The organism is Metabacillus sp. 113a (assembly GCF_050107635.1).
Lineage (GTDB): Bacteria > Bacillota > Bacilli > Bacillales > Bacillaceae > Metabacillus_B.
This window is the reverse complement of the sequence record NZ_JBNILJ010000006.1, coordinates 88,146-105,545: the sequence shown is the minus strand read 5'-3', so window position 1 is coordinate 105,545 and position 17,400 is coordinate 88,146. Positions and strand designations below refer to the sequence as shown.

Annotated in this window: 15 protein-coding genes; 9 read left to right on the top strand and 6 right to left on the bottom strand. The window is 45.4% G+C overall.

Annotated elements, in window-relative coordinates:
* Window positions 1–2 precede the first annotated feature (2 nt).
* Complete coding sequence (locus ACQCVE_RS11680) at window positions 3–299, bottom strand: aspartyl-phosphate phosphatase Spo0E family protein (RefSeq protein ID WP_426845148.1); 297 nt, start codon at window positions 297–299, stop codon at window positions 3–5.
* 93 nt (window positions 300–392) lie between these two features.
* Between ACQCVE_RS11680 and ACQCVE_RS11675 the strand changes: the two genes are divergently transcribed.
* Together ACQCVE_RS11675 and ACQCVE_RS11670 are read left to right on the top strand one after the other, a co-directional pair.
* On the top strand, window positions 393–1,244 hold the full coding sequence (locus ACQCVE_RS11675; protein ID WP_426845149.1) for a radical SAM protein: 852 nt from the start codon (window positions 393–395) through the stop codon (window positions 1,242–1,244).
* Window positions 1,245–1,362: 118 nt separating this feature from the next.
* Entirely contained in the window at window positions 1,363–2,265 is a 903-nt protein-coding gene (locus tag ACQCVE_RS11670) for a fumarylacetoacetate hydrolase family protein (protein WP_426862918.1), read from the top strand.
* Window positions 2,266–3,396: 1,131 nt separating this feature from the next.
* On the opposite strand, the gene ACQCVE_RS11665 is transcribed toward ACQCVE_RS11670, so the two are convergent.
* Window positions 3,397–4,590, bottom strand: coding sequence for an ornithine--oxo-acid transaminase (locus ACQCVE_RS11665; protein WP_426845151.1), 1,194 nt, complete (start codon window positions 4,588–4,590; stop codon window positions 3,397–3,399).
* A gap of 337 nt (window positions 4,591–4,927) precedes the next feature.
* Between ACQCVE_RS11665 and ACQCVE_RS11660 the strand changes: the two genes are divergently transcribed.
* A complete protein-coding gene (locus tag ACQCVE_RS11660) occupies window positions 4,928–5,290 on the top strand; it encodes a YisL family protein (RefSeq protein WP_426862916.1) in 363 nt (120 codons plus the stop codon).
* Between the two features lie 39 nt (window positions 5,291–5,329).
* Here the strand turns inward: ACQCVE_RS11660 and ACQCVE_RS11655 are convergent, their stop codons facing one another.
* Window positions 5,330–5,890: a DUF2777 family protein gene (locus ACQCVE_RS11655; protein ID WP_426845153.1), complete on the bottom strand. Its 561-nt coding sequence runs from the start codon at window positions 5,888–5,890 to the stop codon at window positions 5,330–5,332.
* Between the two features lie 158 nt (window positions 5,891–6,048).
* Here ACQCVE_RS11655 and asnB point away from each other — a divergent pair, with 158 nt between their 5' ends.
* From asnB to ACQCVE_RS11625, 6 genes are all read left to right on the top strand, one after another.
* On the top strand, window positions 6,049–7,890 hold the full coding sequence (gene asnB / locus ACQCVE_RS11650) for an asparagine synthase (glutamine-hydrolyzing) (RefSeq protein ID WP_426845154.1): 1,842 nt from the start codon (window positions 6,049–6,051) through the stop codon (window positions 7,888–7,890).
* Between the two features lie 581 nt (window positions 7,891–8,471).
* A complete protein-coding gene (locus ACQCVE_RS11645; RefSeq protein ID WP_426862915.1) occupies window positions 8,472–9,998 on the top strand; it encodes a phytoene desaturase family protein in 1,527 nt (508 codons plus the stop codon).
* Complete coding sequence (locus tag ACQCVE_RS11640) at window positions 9,995–11,461, top strand: phytoene desaturase family protein (protein ID WP_426862913.1); 1,467 nt, start codon at window positions 9,995–9,997, stop codon at window positions 11,459–11,461. Before ACQCVE_RS11645 ends, ACQCVE_RS11640 begins: the two co-directional genes overlap by 4 nt.
* The gene (locus ACQCVE_RS11635; RefSeq protein WP_426845157.1) at window positions 11,454–12,287 is read left to right on the top strand and encodes a phytoene/squalene synthase family protein; all 834 of its coding nucleotides are present in this window, start codon (window positions 11,454–11,456) and stop codon (window positions 12,285–12,287) included. The genes ACQCVE_RS11640 and ACQCVE_RS11635 overlap by 8 nt, the downstream gene beginning before the upstream one ends.
* Before the next feature lie 72 nt (window positions 12,288–12,359).
* Window positions 12,360–12,710 (top strand): DUF1516 family protein, encoded by a 351-nt coding sequence (locus ACQCVE_RS11630; RefSeq protein WP_426845158.1) that lies wholly within the window; start codon window positions 12,360–12,362, stop codon window positions 12,708–12,710.
* Between the two features lie 226 nt (window positions 12,711–12,936).
* Window positions 12,937–14,079: an MFS transporter gene (locus ACQCVE_RS11625; protein WP_426845159.1), complete on the top strand. Its 1,143-nt coding sequence runs from the start codon at window positions 12,937–12,939 to the stop codon at window positions 14,077–14,079.
* A gap of 280 nt (window positions 14,080–14,359) precedes the next feature.
* Here the strand turns inward: ACQCVE_RS11625 and ACQCVE_RS11620 are convergent, their stop codons facing one another.
* The 3 genes from ACQCVE_RS11620 to ACQCVE_RS11610 are packed head-to-tail and all read right to left on the bottom strand — an operon-like array spanning window position 14,360 to window position 17,262.
* On the bottom strand, window positions 14,360–15,862 hold the full coding sequence (locus ACQCVE_RS11620) for a phytoene desaturase family protein (protein ID WP_426862912.1): 1,503 nt from the start codon (window positions 15,860–15,862) through the stop codon (window positions 14,360–14,362).
* Complete coding sequence (locus ACQCVE_RS11615) at window positions 15,852–16,508, bottom strand: lysophospholipid acyltransferase family protein (protein ID WP_426862910.1); 657 nt, start codon at window positions 16,506–16,508, stop codon at window positions 15,852–15,854. The genes ACQCVE_RS11620 and ACQCVE_RS11615 overlap by 11 nt, the downstream gene beginning before the upstream one ends.
* Complete coding sequence (locus ACQCVE_RS11610) at window positions 16,477–17,262, bottom strand: carotenoid biosynthesis protein (protein WP_426845162.1); 786 nt, start codon at window positions 17,260–17,262, stop codon at window positions 16,477–16,479. The genes ACQCVE_RS11615 and ACQCVE_RS11610 overlap by 32 nt, the downstream gene beginning before the upstream one ends.
* Window positions 17,263–17,400 lie beyond the last annotated feature (138 nt).

Here is a 17,400-nt window from a genome sequence, read left to right as displayed (position 1 = left end):
TTTCAGCTCGTTTTGGATTTCTTGTGTATGTTCTGCAGATGAGATTGCCGGTGTTTGATTTCCTGCAAAAGAAGATGGTCCAGCTCCTGGCTGCACTTGAGAGTCACGTCGGAATTAAGACCATGCTTTAATGCGAGATCAATTAAACTTTTTCTTTTCGATTCAATTTCATTAAAAAAGGCCATTTCTTCTCCAACTTTCAAAGGTACTTTTTCGTTAATCAGAAGCTGCAGGCAAGCCGTCCTTTTCAAATCGGAAACACAGGAGCGGGAAATCGGTTGCAAACCTATCTTCTTCACCAAACAGCTCGTCCTAAAAAATGGATAAGACTATTATACAATGGAATTTGAAAAAGTATCCAGTTTCGATAAAAAAACATAAAATGTTACACAATGTTACAAAAAGGGGATGAAAATGTGCAGGTCACAAAAAAGACTCCCAGAGCATTTTTAACGAAGACGAGTGGATTTCTGCATGATTATACCCACTCCTTAAACCCTTTTACAGGATGTGCGTTCGGGTGCTCATACTGCTATGTAAGAAAATTGCCTGTCTCCTTGTTCCGGAGTGAAGAGTGGGGGACGTGGGTCGATATTAAACAGGCGGAAAAGGAACGCTTTAAGAACGAATTAAAGAGGGCGAAAGCGAAAGGCCCGCTTCGTATCTTTATGTCTTCCAGCACAGATCCCTATCAGGGTGAGGAGGCAAAAGAAGAGATTACCAGGACCCTGCTCTCGGCCATGACGGAAGAAAAGCCTGATTTTCTATTCGTGCAAACGAGAAGTCCTCTCGCTGCCAGAGATCTTGATTTGTTTAAAAAACTTGGCAGCGGCATGTTATTCAGCATGACGATTGAAACAGACCGTGACGAAGTCCGCAAAGCATTCGCTCCGGCATCTCCTCCGATTGCAGCCAGAATCAGGGCATTAAAGCAGGTGGCAGAGGCGGGAGTCCCGTCACAGGCGGCTGTTGCGCCTATGCTTCCTTTCACAGATGATTTCCCCGAAACGCTTAAACAGGCGGCCGGGATCGTTACATTGGATGATTTCTTCCAGGGCGATGGAGCAGGCGGGCGCCGATCTGTTTCTTTAGGAGTCCGTAACATCCTGGAGGAGCTTAATGAAGAGGCGTGGTTTAAACCGGAACGGCTTAATAAAGAGAAGAAAAGGTTCGAAGCTGTTTTCGGGAAGAACAATGTGCGCATCAGCCAGGATGGATTTGCTCCGTTTCGAACGAAGGATTAAGTGCAGTAAGTTTCGGAAGAAGGAAATCAAGAGGAGAATGTCGAAAGAATAGATACAGAGTAAGATTGATTCTGGAATGATTAGAGAACAGACAGAACGGCAATGGGGGTAAACGTATATGAAATTTGCTGCAGCCAGGCTTAATGGGAGAACGTTTATTGGATTGGTTCTGGAAGACGAGCAGATATTGGATCTACAAAGAGCAGAAAAGAAGTTTTTTGATATGGACACCATTCCGGCAAATCTTGAGGACTGTATTAAAGACGGGGATCAATTTATCAGTCAGGCTCAGCTGATGGAGCAGAGATTTAAAAAGTCAGATGAGCACCAGGAACTGGTTTACTCGCTGTCTGACGTAGATTTGCTCGCACCGATTCCAAGACCCGGAAAAAATATTTTCTGTGTCGGGAAAAACTACCGCGATCACGCTGTTGAAATGGGCAGTGAGGCGGATATACCAAAATTTGTCATGCTGTTTTCCAAAGCACCGACAAGCGTAATCGCCCATGGGGATTTGATTGATCCGCATCCGCATTTGACGCAGGAGCTGGATTACGAAGGAGAACTCGCGGTGATCATAGGGAAAAAGGGGAAGCAAATCCCGGTTGAAGAGGCGATGGATTATGTGTTCGGCTACTCCATTGTAAACGACATAACCGCTAGAAATCTGCAAGCAAACCATAAACAATTTTTGCTCGGAAAAAGTCTGGATACTTCCTGTCCATTCGGACCTTATGCCGTACATAAATCTGCAGTTCCCGATCCGCAAGACCTGCAAATTGAGACGAGGGTAAACGGAGAAGTCCGCCAATCCGGCCATACAAAAGATATGATCTTTTCCATCGCATCGATTATTTCCACCATTTCTCAAGGGACAACACTGGAACCCGGCGATATCATTGCCACCGGTACCCCAAGCGGAGTAGGAAAGGGTTTCAATCCGCCAAGGTACTTAAAATCAGGAGATATGGTTGAAATATCCATTACAGGAATCGGTACTCTTGAGAACGGTGTGAACTGACACTTGTTTGACCTTCTTCCAGCCATGGAAGGAGGTCTTTTATTTTTGTTCTAAGATAGCAGCCGCCAATCGAAAAATAGCGAATTTTGTCGAAAAGTCTTTATATTCATAGATACGGACAATAAATCGAAAGTACGGACAATAAAACCAGAATCCGGACAATAAAATCAAAGTACGGACAATAAATTCAAAGTACGGACAATAAAATAGAAATTAAGCTTCCAATCAGAACAAAAGCGGGGGAGACTGGTACTATAAATGGGGGTTAATACAAGGTAGAAAGTAAGAACAGCTAGAATCACTGCCACTTTCAGTCTAAAATGGGATTTGATTTTGAAAAGAAACCGGTTTAATGCTCCTGTGACAGAGCAAGCAAGGAGAGCCTCTCGCAGCTTCGCGGTCGGTGACCCGGCTTGCGCCTGCTCGTAAAATAGCGAATTTTGTCGAAAAGTCTTTATGTTCATAGATACGGACAATAAATCGAAAGTACGGACAATAAAACCAGAATCCGGACAATAAATCGAAAGTACGGACAATAAATTCAAAGTACGGACAATAAAATAGAAATTAAGCTTCCAATCAGAACAAAAGCGGGGGAGACTGGTACTATAAATGGGGGTTAATACAAGGTAGAAAGTAAGAACAGCCAGAATCACTGCCACTTTCAGTCGAAAATGGGATTTGATTTTGAAAAGGAACCGGTTTAATGCTCCTGTGACAGAGCAAGCAAGGAGAGCCTCTCGCAGCTTAGCGGTCGGTGACCCGGCTTGCGCCTGCTCGTAGAATAGCGAATTTTGTCGAAAAGTCTTTATATTCATAGATACGGACAATAAATTGAAAGTACGGACAATAAAACCAGAATACGGACAATAAAACCAAAGTACGGACAATAAAATCAAAATACGGACAATAAAATAAAAATTAAGCTTCCAATCAAAAAAAAGCGAGCGAGATTTAGGAAAAACAGCGAGTTTTAATACCCTGCTGTGTCCTGACCATACAAAAACAGGCCGGAGCTGTGCTCCGACCTCAAATGTATGCCCGGCAAAATCTAGTTTTACCTTCTGCCGGATTGCAGCGGCTCTCCCGGCAGCTTAAATCTTCAGAAGTGAGCCTTCCTAAAAATCCGCTTTAAGATAAAACCGCAAAAACCTTTTCAATCGCCCAGTCCAAGTCATCCTTGGATATGGTTAGCGGCGGTGCAAATCGAATGACGGTATCGTGGGTTTCTTTACAGAGAAGTCCTTCTTCTTTCAATTTTTCGCAGTATGGTCTTGCTGCTTCGTGAAGCTCTACTCCAATGAACAAACCTTTTCCACGAACTTCTTTAATAACCGGATTCTTTATTTCTCTTAACCGATCCTGGAAGTAGGTTCCCAGTTCAAGAGAACGCTCTGCCAGCTTTTCATCAATCAGGACATCCAATGCAGCGATTGATACTGCACAGGCAAGCGGATTTCCTCCGAAAGTTGAGCCATGAGAGCCGGGATTAAACACTCCCAGAATTTCTTTGTCTGCGGCTACACAGGAGATTGGGAAGACTCCTCCTCCAAGCGCTTTCCCAAGAATGTACATATCCGGTTCAACCTGTTCCCAGTTGCATGTGAACATTTTTCCTGACCGGCCGAGTCCGCATTGTATTTCATCTGCTACGAACAGTACGTTGTGATGTTTACATAATTCGCTCGCTTTTTTCAGGAAGCCGTCTTCCGGAATGTTGATGCCTGCTTCGCCTTGGATCGGTTCAATGATAAAGGCTGCTGTATTAGGCGTGATGGCGGCTTCGAGTGCTTCCAGATCTGCGTAAGGGATTACTTTAATGCCTGGAAGCATTGGTCCGAAGCCCCGTTTGTACTCATCGCTTGAGGACATGGATACTGCAGTCATAGTCCGGCCATGAAAATTGTCCTCGCATACGATGATTTCAGCCTGATCTGAAGCTACACCTTTCACATCATAGGCCCAGCGCCGTGCTGTTTTTACAGCGGTTTCTACTGCTTCGGCTCCTGTATTCATCGGAAGCACCATTTCTTTTCCGGTCAGCTGCGCCACCTTTTCATACCAGGGACCAAGCTGATCATTGTGAAAAGCACGGGAGGTAAGCGTAATCCGGTCTGCCTGCTCTTTCAGCGCCTGAATAATTTTTGGATGTCTGTGCCCCTGATTTACTGCGGAGTACGCGCTAAGCATATCCATGTATTTGTTGCCTTCAGGATCCTCCACCCAAACCCCTTCTGCTTTTGAGAGAACGATCGGCAGCGGGTGATAGTTGTTGGCTCCGAATTTTTCGGTTTGTTCAATGACGTGAGATGTTTTGGTAGTCATACAAATCCCTCCGTTAATATGAATAGAGTGTGCAGCGCTTTCAATAATTAGAAAATTAACACCTATCTATACAATATCTTAGTAGAAGGGAGATGACAATAGAGCAGCAAGAAGAGTGATAAGGTCATACTTTAATAGGAAGGGATGGAGCAAAGCCAAATCAGCTATGCATGCTTGATGGCTGACAAGAAGCTGCCCGCACCCGGGAGTTTGCCCGTAATCGCCAGAAGAGGCGTCCTTGCGGATCTGTTTGCAGATTTTTGCGAATTTTTCATCTGCCTGTTTGATTCATGGTAAAATGAGTGTGTAGAATTTTGACAAAAAAGGAGGGATTTGAATGATTCATTTGCACATTACTTCGTGGATTCTTGGGCTTGTTTTATTTTTTGCGGCTTATTACCTACATACTTCAGGGAACGCGAAGGCTTCCAAAATTGTTCATATGATTTTGCGGGTGTTCTATATTCTGATCATTGTATCCGGGGTTACTGTAGTACTTGGGATTTATGGAATGTACGCCGAGTATATTATTAAAGGCGTTTCCGGTCTTTGGGTGATTGCTTCAATGGAGATGATTCTTGTCCGTTCGAGAAAAGGAAAGCCTGTCCGCAGCTTTTGGATTCAGCTGATCATTGCGCTTGTTCTCGTTCTGCTGCTCGGCTGGCGATTGCCGCTTGGTTTTCTCAAAATGGGCGTCTGAAAAAAAGTCTGCACCCGGCAGTATCCAGGGGCAGACTTTTTATTTTTTTAAAAGCAGGATGGCCCGCTTCCCAAGGCTTGTTGTGAATTCATAACGATCCATTATGTCATGATCCGGCATGCGGTGGTGCTGTACCCCGCAAATGCTGTCTTCATTATCAAATTGATAAAAGGACGTACAGGATGTTTTCAATTTATTATTGGCGAATAAAAGGTGATTGTAGCAATAAATGCAATCATATGTGGAGAAACCAAGATTATTCAGTTCTCCTGTAAAGCGGATGAAGGAATCGTCATCAAGGGAGCGGAGCATTTGTTCAAAAGCAAAGGGGAGTCTTCTGCGAACGCTGATTAAGTGAGAATCTGTCAAAATCAGTTCTTCAGAATCAGTTTTTACTTTTCCATCAGAAAGCCAAATTGCCTGCGTCCACCTTCCGTCTTTCATGACATGCATGTCGCTTAAATCCATTGAATCAATCAGCTTGCCTTCATCGGCATCCTCCTCAAAAAACAGCCATTCTCCTTCTAAGCTGCAGATGCTGCCAATCATACATGACCTTTCCTGGGTATGAAGCAATTTTTTTCTTAATGAAGAAGCCATGTTGTTCCCTCCAGAGCATATTTGTCTATGTACATATCTTTTTACCCGTAATCGGACAACTTTATTCAACAAGTTCTTCATGAGGACAATTCAATCAATCATAGACTGTGAATAGGATAGGAACAGCTGATGAAATATGATTGAGGGAGATGGCGGATATGTGCGGTATTACAGGGTGGGCTGATCATAAGAGGAGTCTTTCAGGAGAGCGCAGTGTCGTTTCTGCCATGACAGAAACCCTTTCAAAGCGGGGGCCGGATGACACAAACCTATGGTGGCAGCCGAATGTCTGGTTCGGACATAAGAGACTGACGGTGGTGGATCCGGAGAGCGGAGTCCAGCCGATGACAAAAGAGAGAGACGGAAAAGAATATACCATCTGCTATAACGGCGAGCTGTATAACACAGAGGACATCCGTAAAGTTCTTTTAAGCAAAGGGTATACGTTCAGGGGACATTCAGACACGGAAGTCCTCCTTGCCTCTTATATGGAATGGGAAGAAAACTGTTTGGACCATTTAAACGGAATCTTTGCCTTTGGGATATGGGATTCAAGCAAAAAACGTTTGTTTCTCGCAAGGGACCGTATGGGGGTCAAGCCGCTGTTTTACCGGTACGACAATGGATCGCTGCTGTTCGGGTCCGAGTTAAAAGCAATTCTTGCCCATCCGGATGCAAAACCGGTCATGAACCGGGAGGGATTAGCTGAGATTATGGGTCTCGGACCATCCAGAACTCCCGGGCACGGGGTCTACAGCGGAATTTCTGAACTTCGTCCGGCCCATGCATTAATCCTGAGCAGGGATGGTCTGAAGAAATGGAGGTATTGGAATGTTGTGAGCCGGCCTCATACCGATTCATTTGATGAGACGGTAGAAAAAGTCCGGTTTCTGCTTACCGATGCGGTTACAAGACAGCTCGTGTCAGACGTTCCGCTTTGCACCTTTCTGTCAGGAGGACTGGATTCGAGTGCGATTACCGCGATTGCTGCGGAATCTTATAAAAAAGAAGGCAAAGGACAGCTGCATACGTTTTCCATTGATTACGAGGAAAACGAAAAATTTTTCAAAGCGAACGACTTCCAGCCGAATTCTGACGGGCCGTGGATTCAAAAGATGACGGATGCATTCAGCACGGAGCATCACAGATGTATCATCAGCCAGGAAACACTTGCCCAATTTTTACAAGAGGCAGTTGAAGTCCGGGACCTGCCGGGGATGGCGGATATTGATTCCTCGCTTCTCTGGTTTTGCCGTGAAATAAAGAAAGATTTCACAGTCGGGCTTTCCGGAGAGTGTGCGGATGAAATTTTCGGCGGCTATCCTTGGTTTCACCGCCCGGGTGAAGCGGATGTGTTTCCGTGGATGAGGTCAACTGCAGCAAGAACCGGTTTGCTCAATGATAAATGGAAGGGCGAATTGCATCTCGCTGAGTATGTCGAATCGAGATTTGATGAAACAGCTGCGGAAACTCCTGCACTTGATGGGGAAAGCGAAACGGATGCCAAGCGGCGCGAGCTTTTCTATTTAAACATGATTTGGTTCATGACTACTCTGCTTGACCGAAAAGACCGGATGAGTATGGGAGCAAGCCTTGAAGTAAGGGTGCCATTTGCAGACCATCGGCTTGTAGAATATGTGTGGAACATTCCTTGGGAAATGAAGATGCACGGAGACAGGGAAAAAGGGATTCTGCGAAAAGCATTGGAGGGCGTTCTTCCTGAAGAGGTTTTGTACAGGAAAAAAAGTCCTTATCCGAAAACGTATCATCCTGCCTACACAAAAGCAGTCAGGGTTATGCTTGAGAACTCTTTAAAGCAGAAGGATTCGATTCTTCATGAGCTTTTTGAAAAAGAAAAGCTAAACCGCCTCATTGAAACGAATGGCAGCGATTTTGGGACTCCCTGGTTCGGCCAGCTGATGAGCGGTCCGCAGCTTCTTGCCCATCTTGGTCAAATTCATGTATGGGCAGAGAAATACCGGGTTCAAATCAGTTTATAAGATTTCAGGCCGCCGTTATTCCCAATTGGGTCCCGCGCACTCAGGCAGTGATTCTATGATTTTATGATTCCTCTGCCTTTTCCTCCTGGCCCCAATCTGGCAGGGCACTAAACTCTGTCCCCCTTCTGTTCGGTACATTGCAGCGTATCCTCTCCGTCCCTGTCAGATCGGAAAACAGGGTCGGAGGTATCCTCCGACCCCCAGAATGCCAATTGGTTTTGCTCCGTCCCCTAACCTGCACAAGCGATGGGGCCCAAGTGCTTTACCGCATCAGGGGTCGGAGGCAACACCACCGCACATTATCCCGGAACCTGGGTAAACGGATTCAAAAAGCTTTTATTGATTCTCCGCATAAATCGTTTAGGGCCCAATCAGATTTCGCCCGTCCTTCCTGCCGTTCAATCGGTTTCAGGGCTAAGATCTTATGGATGAAATTTCCGGGTAAGACCGTTCAGCCATAATTGAACTCTTGTGCGCAGGGTAGGGTATAGTGGAAGAGAATAGTTATTCGTTGTGTTTTAATTCGTTAATTCGTATAATATTTGTATAACTAATGTATAATTTCAGGGGGACGACCCATCATGACAAAGAAAATAATCGTAATCGGCGCTGGTCCGGGCGGAATGGCTGCAGCGCTTCAGCTTGCAGGCAAAGGCTACGATGTCGATGTTTACGAGAAGCAAAAGTATATAGGCGGGCGAAATTCTTCACTGGAAATGGATGGCTTTACCTTTGATTTAGGACCAACGTTTTTGAGCATGGTTCATCTGGCGGAAGAGATATTTGAAGCAGCAGGGAAGAACCTTTATGACTACCTTGAATTAAAAGAGATTGATGACATGTATGAACTCATTTTTGAGGATGAGAATTTGCATATGACAAGGAACCGGGACGAGATGAAACGGAGAATTGAAGAGTTTGCCCCTGGAGACGGGGAGGGCTATCTGTCATTTATGAAAGATACTGAAAAGAAGATGGACAGGCTTACCCCGATCCTGCAAAGCAGAATGGACCGGTTCCGCCACTATTTAAGCTGGAGGGTTTTAAAAGCCATTCCAAAGCTGACGTTAACGAAGAGCTTATATGATGTGCTTTCAAGCTACTTCAAGGATGAAAGAGTTAAGCTCGCCTTTACGTTTCAATCTAAATACCTTGGGATGTCTCCGTGGGAATGTCCGGGTGCTTTCTCCATTCTTTCATATATGGAGCATGCACATGGAGTTTTCCATCCAATCGGAGGAGTAAACCAGCTTCCGAAAGCAATGGCGAAGGCTTTTGGAGAACTTGGGGGGAAGGTTCATCTTGGCATGGGTGTGGATAAGCTTCTTATGGAGGGACGGCAGGTAAAAGGTGTAAAGCTTGAATCCGGCGAGGAAGTTTATGCAGACGAGGTCGTCATTAACGGTGACTTTGGGCATGCTGTTACAAATCTGGTAGAAGATGGGGCTTTGAAAAAATACGGCAGACAAAAGCTTGAGAAGAAGAAATTCTCCTGCTCCACATTTATGATCTATCTCGGAGTGGATAAAAAATACGATCTTCCGCATCATACGATCCTGTTTTCAAAAGACTATAAACAGTATGTGGAGAAAATCACAAAAGATTTTTCCCTTCCTGATGATCTTTCGATTTACATCCAGAATGCAAGTGTGACAGACCCGACTCTTGCTCCTGAAGGTCAGTCCGCTCTATATATTCTTGCGCCTGTTCCAAGCAACAAGAGCGGGATTGACTGGGATAAAGAAAAGGGTGCGTTTCGGGACCTTATGCTGAAGACCCTGCATGAGCGTACGGAATTTAAAGATTTGGATAAGCATATACTAACTGAACGGGTCCTTACCCCGAAGGAATGGGAAAAAGAGATTTTCGTATATAAGGGAGCTACCTTTAACCTAGCCCACAACCTGACACAAATGATGGTTCTAAGACCCCATAATGAATTTGAAGAGCTCGAGCACGCTTGGCTTGTTGGAGGGGGAACTCACCCCGGGAGCGGACTGCCAACCATCCTTGAGTCAGCACGGATTACAACGAATATGATTCATGAGCGGCATGGAGGAAAGCCGGCTGATTTCAAATCTGACAAAAGACTGGGGAATGCATTATGAAAGCAAGTATAGCAGGCGGCGGAATAGGCGGGCTCATAACCGCTTTATTGATGAAAAAGAACGGGTTTAATGTTACGATATTTGAAAAGAGTGACAGGCTTGGAGGAAGACTCTCCTATGTCAGTGAGGGAGATTACAAGGTAGACGAAGGACCTACAATCGTTCTCCTGCCTGAGATGCTCCAGAGCATCTTAAGGGAATCCGGCATTGAGGACGAAGAATACGAGCTTGTTTCACTGGACCCTCTATACAAACTTCACTTTGCAGACGGAACAACCTATTCCAAGTTTTCAGATTTTAAAAAACAAATGGACGAGCTTAAAACAAACTTTCCAGGAGAAGAAAAGGGCTTTGCCAGATTTATGGAGGATATGGATACGAGATTCCGGCTCGGCAAGGATCAGTTTCTCGAGAAAGCTTTCGTGGACAGGCGGTCCTTTTGGACACAACATAACATCAGAACACTATTGAAGCTCAAAGCCTACCGGAATGTCCATCATTCGCTGAAAACATATTTCCGTGATGACAGGCTTAGACAGGCCTACTCCCTGCAAACCCTTTATATCGGGGGGAATCCTTTTGAATCACCAGCTATGTATTCCCTGGTTTCCTACAGTGAGCATAAGCATGGGGTTTATTATATGAAAGGCGGATATGCTCGCCTTGTGGAGATTCTTGAAAAGGTGCTCATTGAATCAGGGGTTGAAATCAGAAAAAATGCCCTTGTCCAGTCTATTTCCTCCAATGGGGAAAGGGCTGAAGGACTTTATGTGAATGGAGAATACCACCCTTCCGACTACTTGATCATGAACGGGGATTTTCCATCTGTTTCCCACATGCTGGAGCCGCACGTACCGAAGCGTGACTACACGCCTTCATCAGGCTGTCTGCTCCTGTACATGGGATTGGACAAAGTGTATAAGGATGCTTCTATGCATCAATTCTTTATGGGTGCTGATTTTCAGAAGCATATGCGGGAGGTATTTGCTTCAAAAACAGTTCCATCGGATCCATCCATCTATGCGTTTCATCCATCGATTATTGATTCATCTCTTGCCCCAGAAGGGAAAAGCGTCCTCTATGCCCTTGTTCCGGTTCCATCCGGTAATCATATTGACTGGGAACAGCAGAATGAGTTTGTTGAAAGCATAATCAGCAGTCTTGAAAAAAGAGGATTTCCAAATTTGCGTGAGCACATAATCTGGAAAAAAATCAAGACTCCGAATGATGCCAATAGAGAGGGATTGTTTGAAGGCGGAAGCTTTGGCCTTGCCCCTTCGCTCTTCCAATCCGGTGTGTTCCGGCCGCAGGTTCGGCCATCAAGGCTCAAAAATGTGTATGCAGCCGGTGCATCCATTCACCCAGGAGGCGGGATTCCGCTTGTTATGCAGGGTGCGAAAATGATGGTATCCGAGCTGCTTGAAGATGTAAAAAAACATAAAGGGGTGAGCTTAAGTGGATAAGATTAAAACCGCATATGCACAATGTGAAGAACTTATTAGAATTCATTCCAAGTCGTTTTATAAAGCATTCTCTCTTCTCCCTTCAGAAAAGAAAAATGCGGTTTGGGCCGTCTATGCTTTTTGCAGGACAGTAGATGATATCGTGGATGAAGGGACGAATCCCGAAAAGGAATTGCTGGCGTTCGAGGAGGAGTTTAAACGGTTCTTAAACAACGGGCATGATCGCGGCCACTACATATGGCTCGCTCTCGAAGACACATTCAGCCGCTATGATATGGATGAGGAAGCATTTTGGGATATGATTAAAGGCCAGCGAATGGATTTGACGAAAAAAAGATACGAAACGCTGGAAGAAGTGTTTGACTATTCCTATCATGTAGCCAGTGCAGTCGGACTTATGCTTTTGCCGATTCTTGCTCCCAAAAAGAAGAAATCACTGCGCAACGGAGCTATAGCACTTGGCATCGCGATGCAGCTCACAAATATCCTAAGGGATATCGGGGAAGATTTGGATCGTGACCGGATTTATCTTCCAAAAGAAGTAATGGATCAGTTCGGCTACAGTGAAAGAGAGCTTGAATCAGGGATAATCAGCGATTCTTTTATTTCTGTGTGGGAATACCTCGCTTTTGAAGCAGAAGCTTATTACGAAGAAGCGATGGACACAATCAGCGAATATCCACTCCATTCAAGAACACCTGTAAAAGCCGCTGCATTTTTTTACAAAGCTATATTAAACAAGGTCCGTGGCAATCACTATCAAGTTTTCGGCAAACGAAACTATGTGACTCAGGACGAGAAAATCTCTATATTGTCACAAATTTAAAGGAAGCGTTTCTTGGACGCTTCCTTTTTCATGGTAAGCTTGTGTCAGAATCAAATATTGGAGGAAAAATACGTGACAAATTATCATATTTTGAGCTGGCTGGCAGCAGTCCTGCTCTTTTTTGCCGTTTACCGTTTCAATCAAAAGGGCCTGAAAAAAAGGGCTGCTTTCCTTCACTACGTGCTGCGTGTCCTCTACATGTTTGTCCTGTTTACAGGATTCTACCTGGTTGCCCAAATTCCCATTTCCTTCGGCCATCTAGTTAAGACCGCTCTTGGGGGCTTAACCATCGCAATTATGGAAATCATTCTAGTCCATCAAGTAAAGGGAGAAACGTATAAGGCTCTCTGGGTCATCTGTCTGACCCTTCTTGGAGCCACGCTGCTGCTGGGGTTCATTCTCCCTTTTGGGATTCATTTCTGACTGGAGTCTATGAATGGAAAAAGGGCGCCCTTAACGCAGGCAGGGCAGTTTCTTTCTTTTGCTTAACCAGAAGGAATATCCCGTTCATTCCAGAATAAATGCTTAGTAAAGGAAAAAGGAGGAGATGCAGGATGATCCGCAATAAATCCAGCAGCTGATTTTGACCGCGTGTGCGGGGTCCGCCTGATTGATTTTAGCAAAAAGAAAAATCAGGGGGACGAAAACGATGAAAAATACTTGGAAACTGCTGGGGATTTCAATATGTGAAGCACTCGTATTTGCTTATGTAATCGAGCGGCTCTTTGCAGAGTCGCGCGGCTTATCCATTTTAGATATGCAAAACCTGATAATCCTATACGCTTTGATCAGTGCGCTTCTGGAAATACCGAGCGGGGCGCTGGCGGATATATGGAAAAAGAAATACATGCTCGCTGCAGGGTTATTTATCTGCTACTTTGAATTTTTGTTTTCTATTTTTGCTTATGATATGTACGGGTTTAGCCTGGCCTATCTGGCCGCTGCAATAGGCGGATCGATGAAATCAGGTGTGACGGAGTCTATTCTATATATGTCTTTAAAGGAAGAGGGCAGGGCAGAAGAGTATGTGAAATGGAACGGGCGGTGCCAATTTGCCGGAAATGCTGCGCTCGGCCTGTCCTCAATCGCCGGGGGCTATATCGCATATTATACATCGTTTGAAGCAGTATACTGGCTATCTCTCGCCGGTTTCCCCCTTTGTCTCTATTTAGCCCTTTCTTTAGAAGAGCCGAAAAGAGAATCATCAGATGGACCTATTTTTCAAAAACATGTATGGATTCAGCTGAAAGCAGCTATTGCCTATACGGTGAGAAGTAAACGCCTGCTTATGATCATGCTGGTAAGCGGGATTTCAGGGACGGTGCTTCACAGCGAATTGCATGAGATGAGTATGCTTGTGTATCCCGCTGCAGGAATCTCTGTTTTATACTTCGGATATATCAGTTTTGCCATCACTGGTTCAAGCGCAGCCGCCAACTTGATATCCGGTTATTATCAAACTAGCGGATATGGTCTGCGGCCGGTTTTTGCTGCAGCCGCCGTCTGTGTTTTTTTATTCGGGTCTCTTACTCATTGGAGCGCCATTTTATTTGTGATCGGTGCCATCGCTCTGCTTGAAATGATCAGTCCGATTCTTTCGGGGATGGTGCAGGACAAGGCAGCAGATGATTACAGAGTGACCGTAGCCTCGATCGACGCCTTTATCTGCAATGTGCTGTCCATTCTGATCGGCATCAGCTTCGGTTATGCGGCAGACTGGTATGGGGTCCAATTTGCGTTTCAGCTCCTGGCTCTAGTTCTTGTGATGCTCGTTTTTTTCAGATTGCGCTAGGCCGGCCGCCTTCTCTACACGAATCTTTTACCTGAGCGAAGGGTCGGATAGCGGATTTCCAGAAGTGCTGCAGGAATAAGATTCCGGTAGAATTCTGCTCAGGTATGCCACGGGTCAGAAAAATACCCTATTATAAACAGCAGCAATAGGAAAGCCAGGAAAACTAAAAAATGAAAGACCTGAAAGGTTCCATTCTGAGACGCAATGGACACCTGTTCAGGTCTTATTTTTCAGGTCTAAGATTAAGATTTTACACGCTGCTCCTCGTTTAGCAGGCTCCTTATCTCTTCCTGCCTGCAATCTCTTCTCCAACGTTCATCCCGCTCATTGTGACCATCGGTGATCCGCCTCCGGGGTGAGTACTGCCCCCTGCAAAGGAGAGGTTCTGGATGTCCGCCGGAAAATTGCCCGGACGCATAAAGGCATCCCATTTCTTGTTGGCTGAAATTCCATAAAGTGCCCCGCGGTAAGCCCCAAATGTATCCTGAATATCCAGCGGGGTGAAAAGCCTCTCTTCTTTTATTCGGCCGGTCAGGGAAATTCCTCTCTTTTCGAGTGTTTCATAGATGAGCGTTTTGTAGCGCTGAGGGGAAATTTGCAGCCGTCCTTCCTCTGTAAGGGGAGGGGCGTTTACAAGAATAAATAAATTGCTCCCATCTGGTGCCTGCGCAGGGTCACTGAATGATGAGTTGCTTATGTATATGGTCGGATCCTCACTATAGGATTGGCTGCTGAAGAGGTCTTCAAACTCCTTTCGGTAATCGCTTGAAAAAAAGACGCTGTGATGGGCCAGCTTTTCTATTTTGCCTTCTATCCCTGCGGTTATAACGAATGCGGAAATGGATGGCGAGTAGCTGTTTCGTTTTTTATCAGTAAACTTCGGGCGGTCTGTCTCAGCGATCAGCTCAGGGTAAGCCTTCAGCAAGTCGGCATTCAGCACCACTTCATCCGCTGTCAGCTCATGACCGTTTGCAAGCAGCACCGTATTAATCCTCTTATTGGAAACCTGAAGCTCCTGAACCTTCGTATTCATTAAAAACTGAACGCCCATTTCTTTTGCGAGGCTGAAGTATGCTTCCGCAATCCTTGTATTTCCGCCTTTTACATAAAATACGCCCTGCACAAGCTCCAGGTAGGCGATCATCGCAAATGTGGCCGGTGACTGATAAGGGGATGAACCGATATAGGTTGCATACCGGTTAAAAGCCTGAACGACATGTTCATTGCCGAAATACCTTCTGAAAAAATGATCCATCGTTTCTAGCGGACGGACCTTCATAAACGCATAGCTTAAGCTCGGAGAAGCATAATCGAGCACACTTTTAAACATACGCGGGAAAAAATGCGTTTCAGACAGCTTGTACAGCCTGGTGATTTCTGCAAGAAACCGGTCGTAATTTTCATAGCCTTTTGGATCAAGGTTCTTCAGCTGCTTTTTCATGGCATCTGCATCACTGCTGAAATAAAAATGAGTTCCATCAGGGAAGAAATTTACGGTATGCTGATCGAGCTTAATGAATTCTAAGTAATCGCTCATTCTTTTTCCGGCATATTGGAATACCCGTTCAAAAACCTGTGGCATCGTAATGGTATTCGGCCCGAAATCAAACTGGTACGAACCAAGCGCCACCGGCATCAGCTTGCCGCCGGGATGGCTGTTCTTTTCAATAACCGTCACATCCCAGCCTTTGCTGGCCAGAGTGATGGCTGAGGCCAGACCGCCAAGACCTGCCCCTGCAACAACCGCTTTTTTCATCGTTTTCCCTTCTTCCTTAAAGAACATTGGAAAAATTCTTCACCTGTCCCGATATCACCTTTTCTCTTAGGTCATCTAACTGGGCTGTGAATACCTCTTCTACTGTTTTCGTTTTTTCTTTTCGGCTGCCCTTTAAAGACTGGTAAGATAGCGGGGATCCTACATGAATATAAAGCTCCTGTTTTTTCTCGGAGCCGAATGAATAATAGAGGGCGATCGGTAGTATGGGAGTTTCCGGACTCATCTCCGCCATGGCCGTCAGCCCGGAAAGAAATGCAAGTGGACGCTGCTCAAGGTGCTTCTCATCTCCCTGCGGAAAAATTGCCACACTCTTTCCGCGGCGGAGCAGCTCCCCTCCGTATCTGACCGACTGGATGATATCTCTGGGATGGTCCCGATTAACGGAAAAAGCGCCAAGGTGCTTGAAATAAGGGAACTCCCGCATCCCTTTTTCATGCATCATCACATGAAAATCCTGCTTAAGTACTGCCCGGTTCAGATAATGCAAAACAAGACCATCCCACCATGAACAATGGTTTGCGCACCATAGCGCATGCGCTGGGAGCTCTGAGTCTGTGTGCACGTAGATTCCCCGGAAATGCTTTTTAAATAAACGTTTCGTATACTGAGAAAATCCAAAATCAAACCACCTGGTTTTGCTTGCTTTGATCATGCGAACCCCTCTTTACCGTTAACATATAGATCCCGAGCATAAGAAGCGCCGGTACAATGGAAAACGCAACAGCAAGCCAAAGCGAATTAATCACTGCCAGCAGGACGAACATAAAAAGGATTAAAAAGAAAACGGTCGCCATTCGGTTCTCCCAGAGCAGGTTCTTTTTATAGTGCGCTCTTCCTGTAAGCTGAATAATCATATGAAGGAAGAACGCCAGGATAAACCAGCCGCTAAAGTTCGAGAAGGGAATGTTGTAGTAAAAGCTGTCCGCTTCCCAAATCCAATACTCCTTCACTTCATAGGCGATAGGATCAATGATCAGGTCAATCATAACCGCCAGAAGCGCCCCTGCAGCACTGAAGACCACCGCAGACGCTTCAGGCAGGAGGGTTTTCACAATCGCATGAGTCCCGCCGATCACCATCAGCCAGGCAAATCCTATCGTAATCGGTGCCCCAAACACCTGCGGGCCAAAACCTTCCGTATAGTCATAATCACCGAATAAAAACCCGTATTCAGCCCCTAAATGCTCAATGAATATGGATAGGACAATGACCGTAAGCGACAGCAAAACTCCAAGCTTTACTCCATATGTATGATACAAATAAATACCGCCGATTACCCCGGCTGCGATAAGAAAGACGACATTTGCCCATTCAAGCCATGATGGCAGGATATCAAACCCGAGAAGGATGACGCCGCATCCGTACCAAATAAGAAAAAATATATACAGCCCATGATCTGCTTTCACTTTTTTTCACCTCTTTACCGTCATTATAGGCAGAGCAGGGGGGACAGTACAAGAAATGAGCGGTTCTTCCCCATCTTAATTGATATTCTTTCTAATCGAATCCAGACCAATAGGGCTATCAGGTCAGTGGCAGGCGGA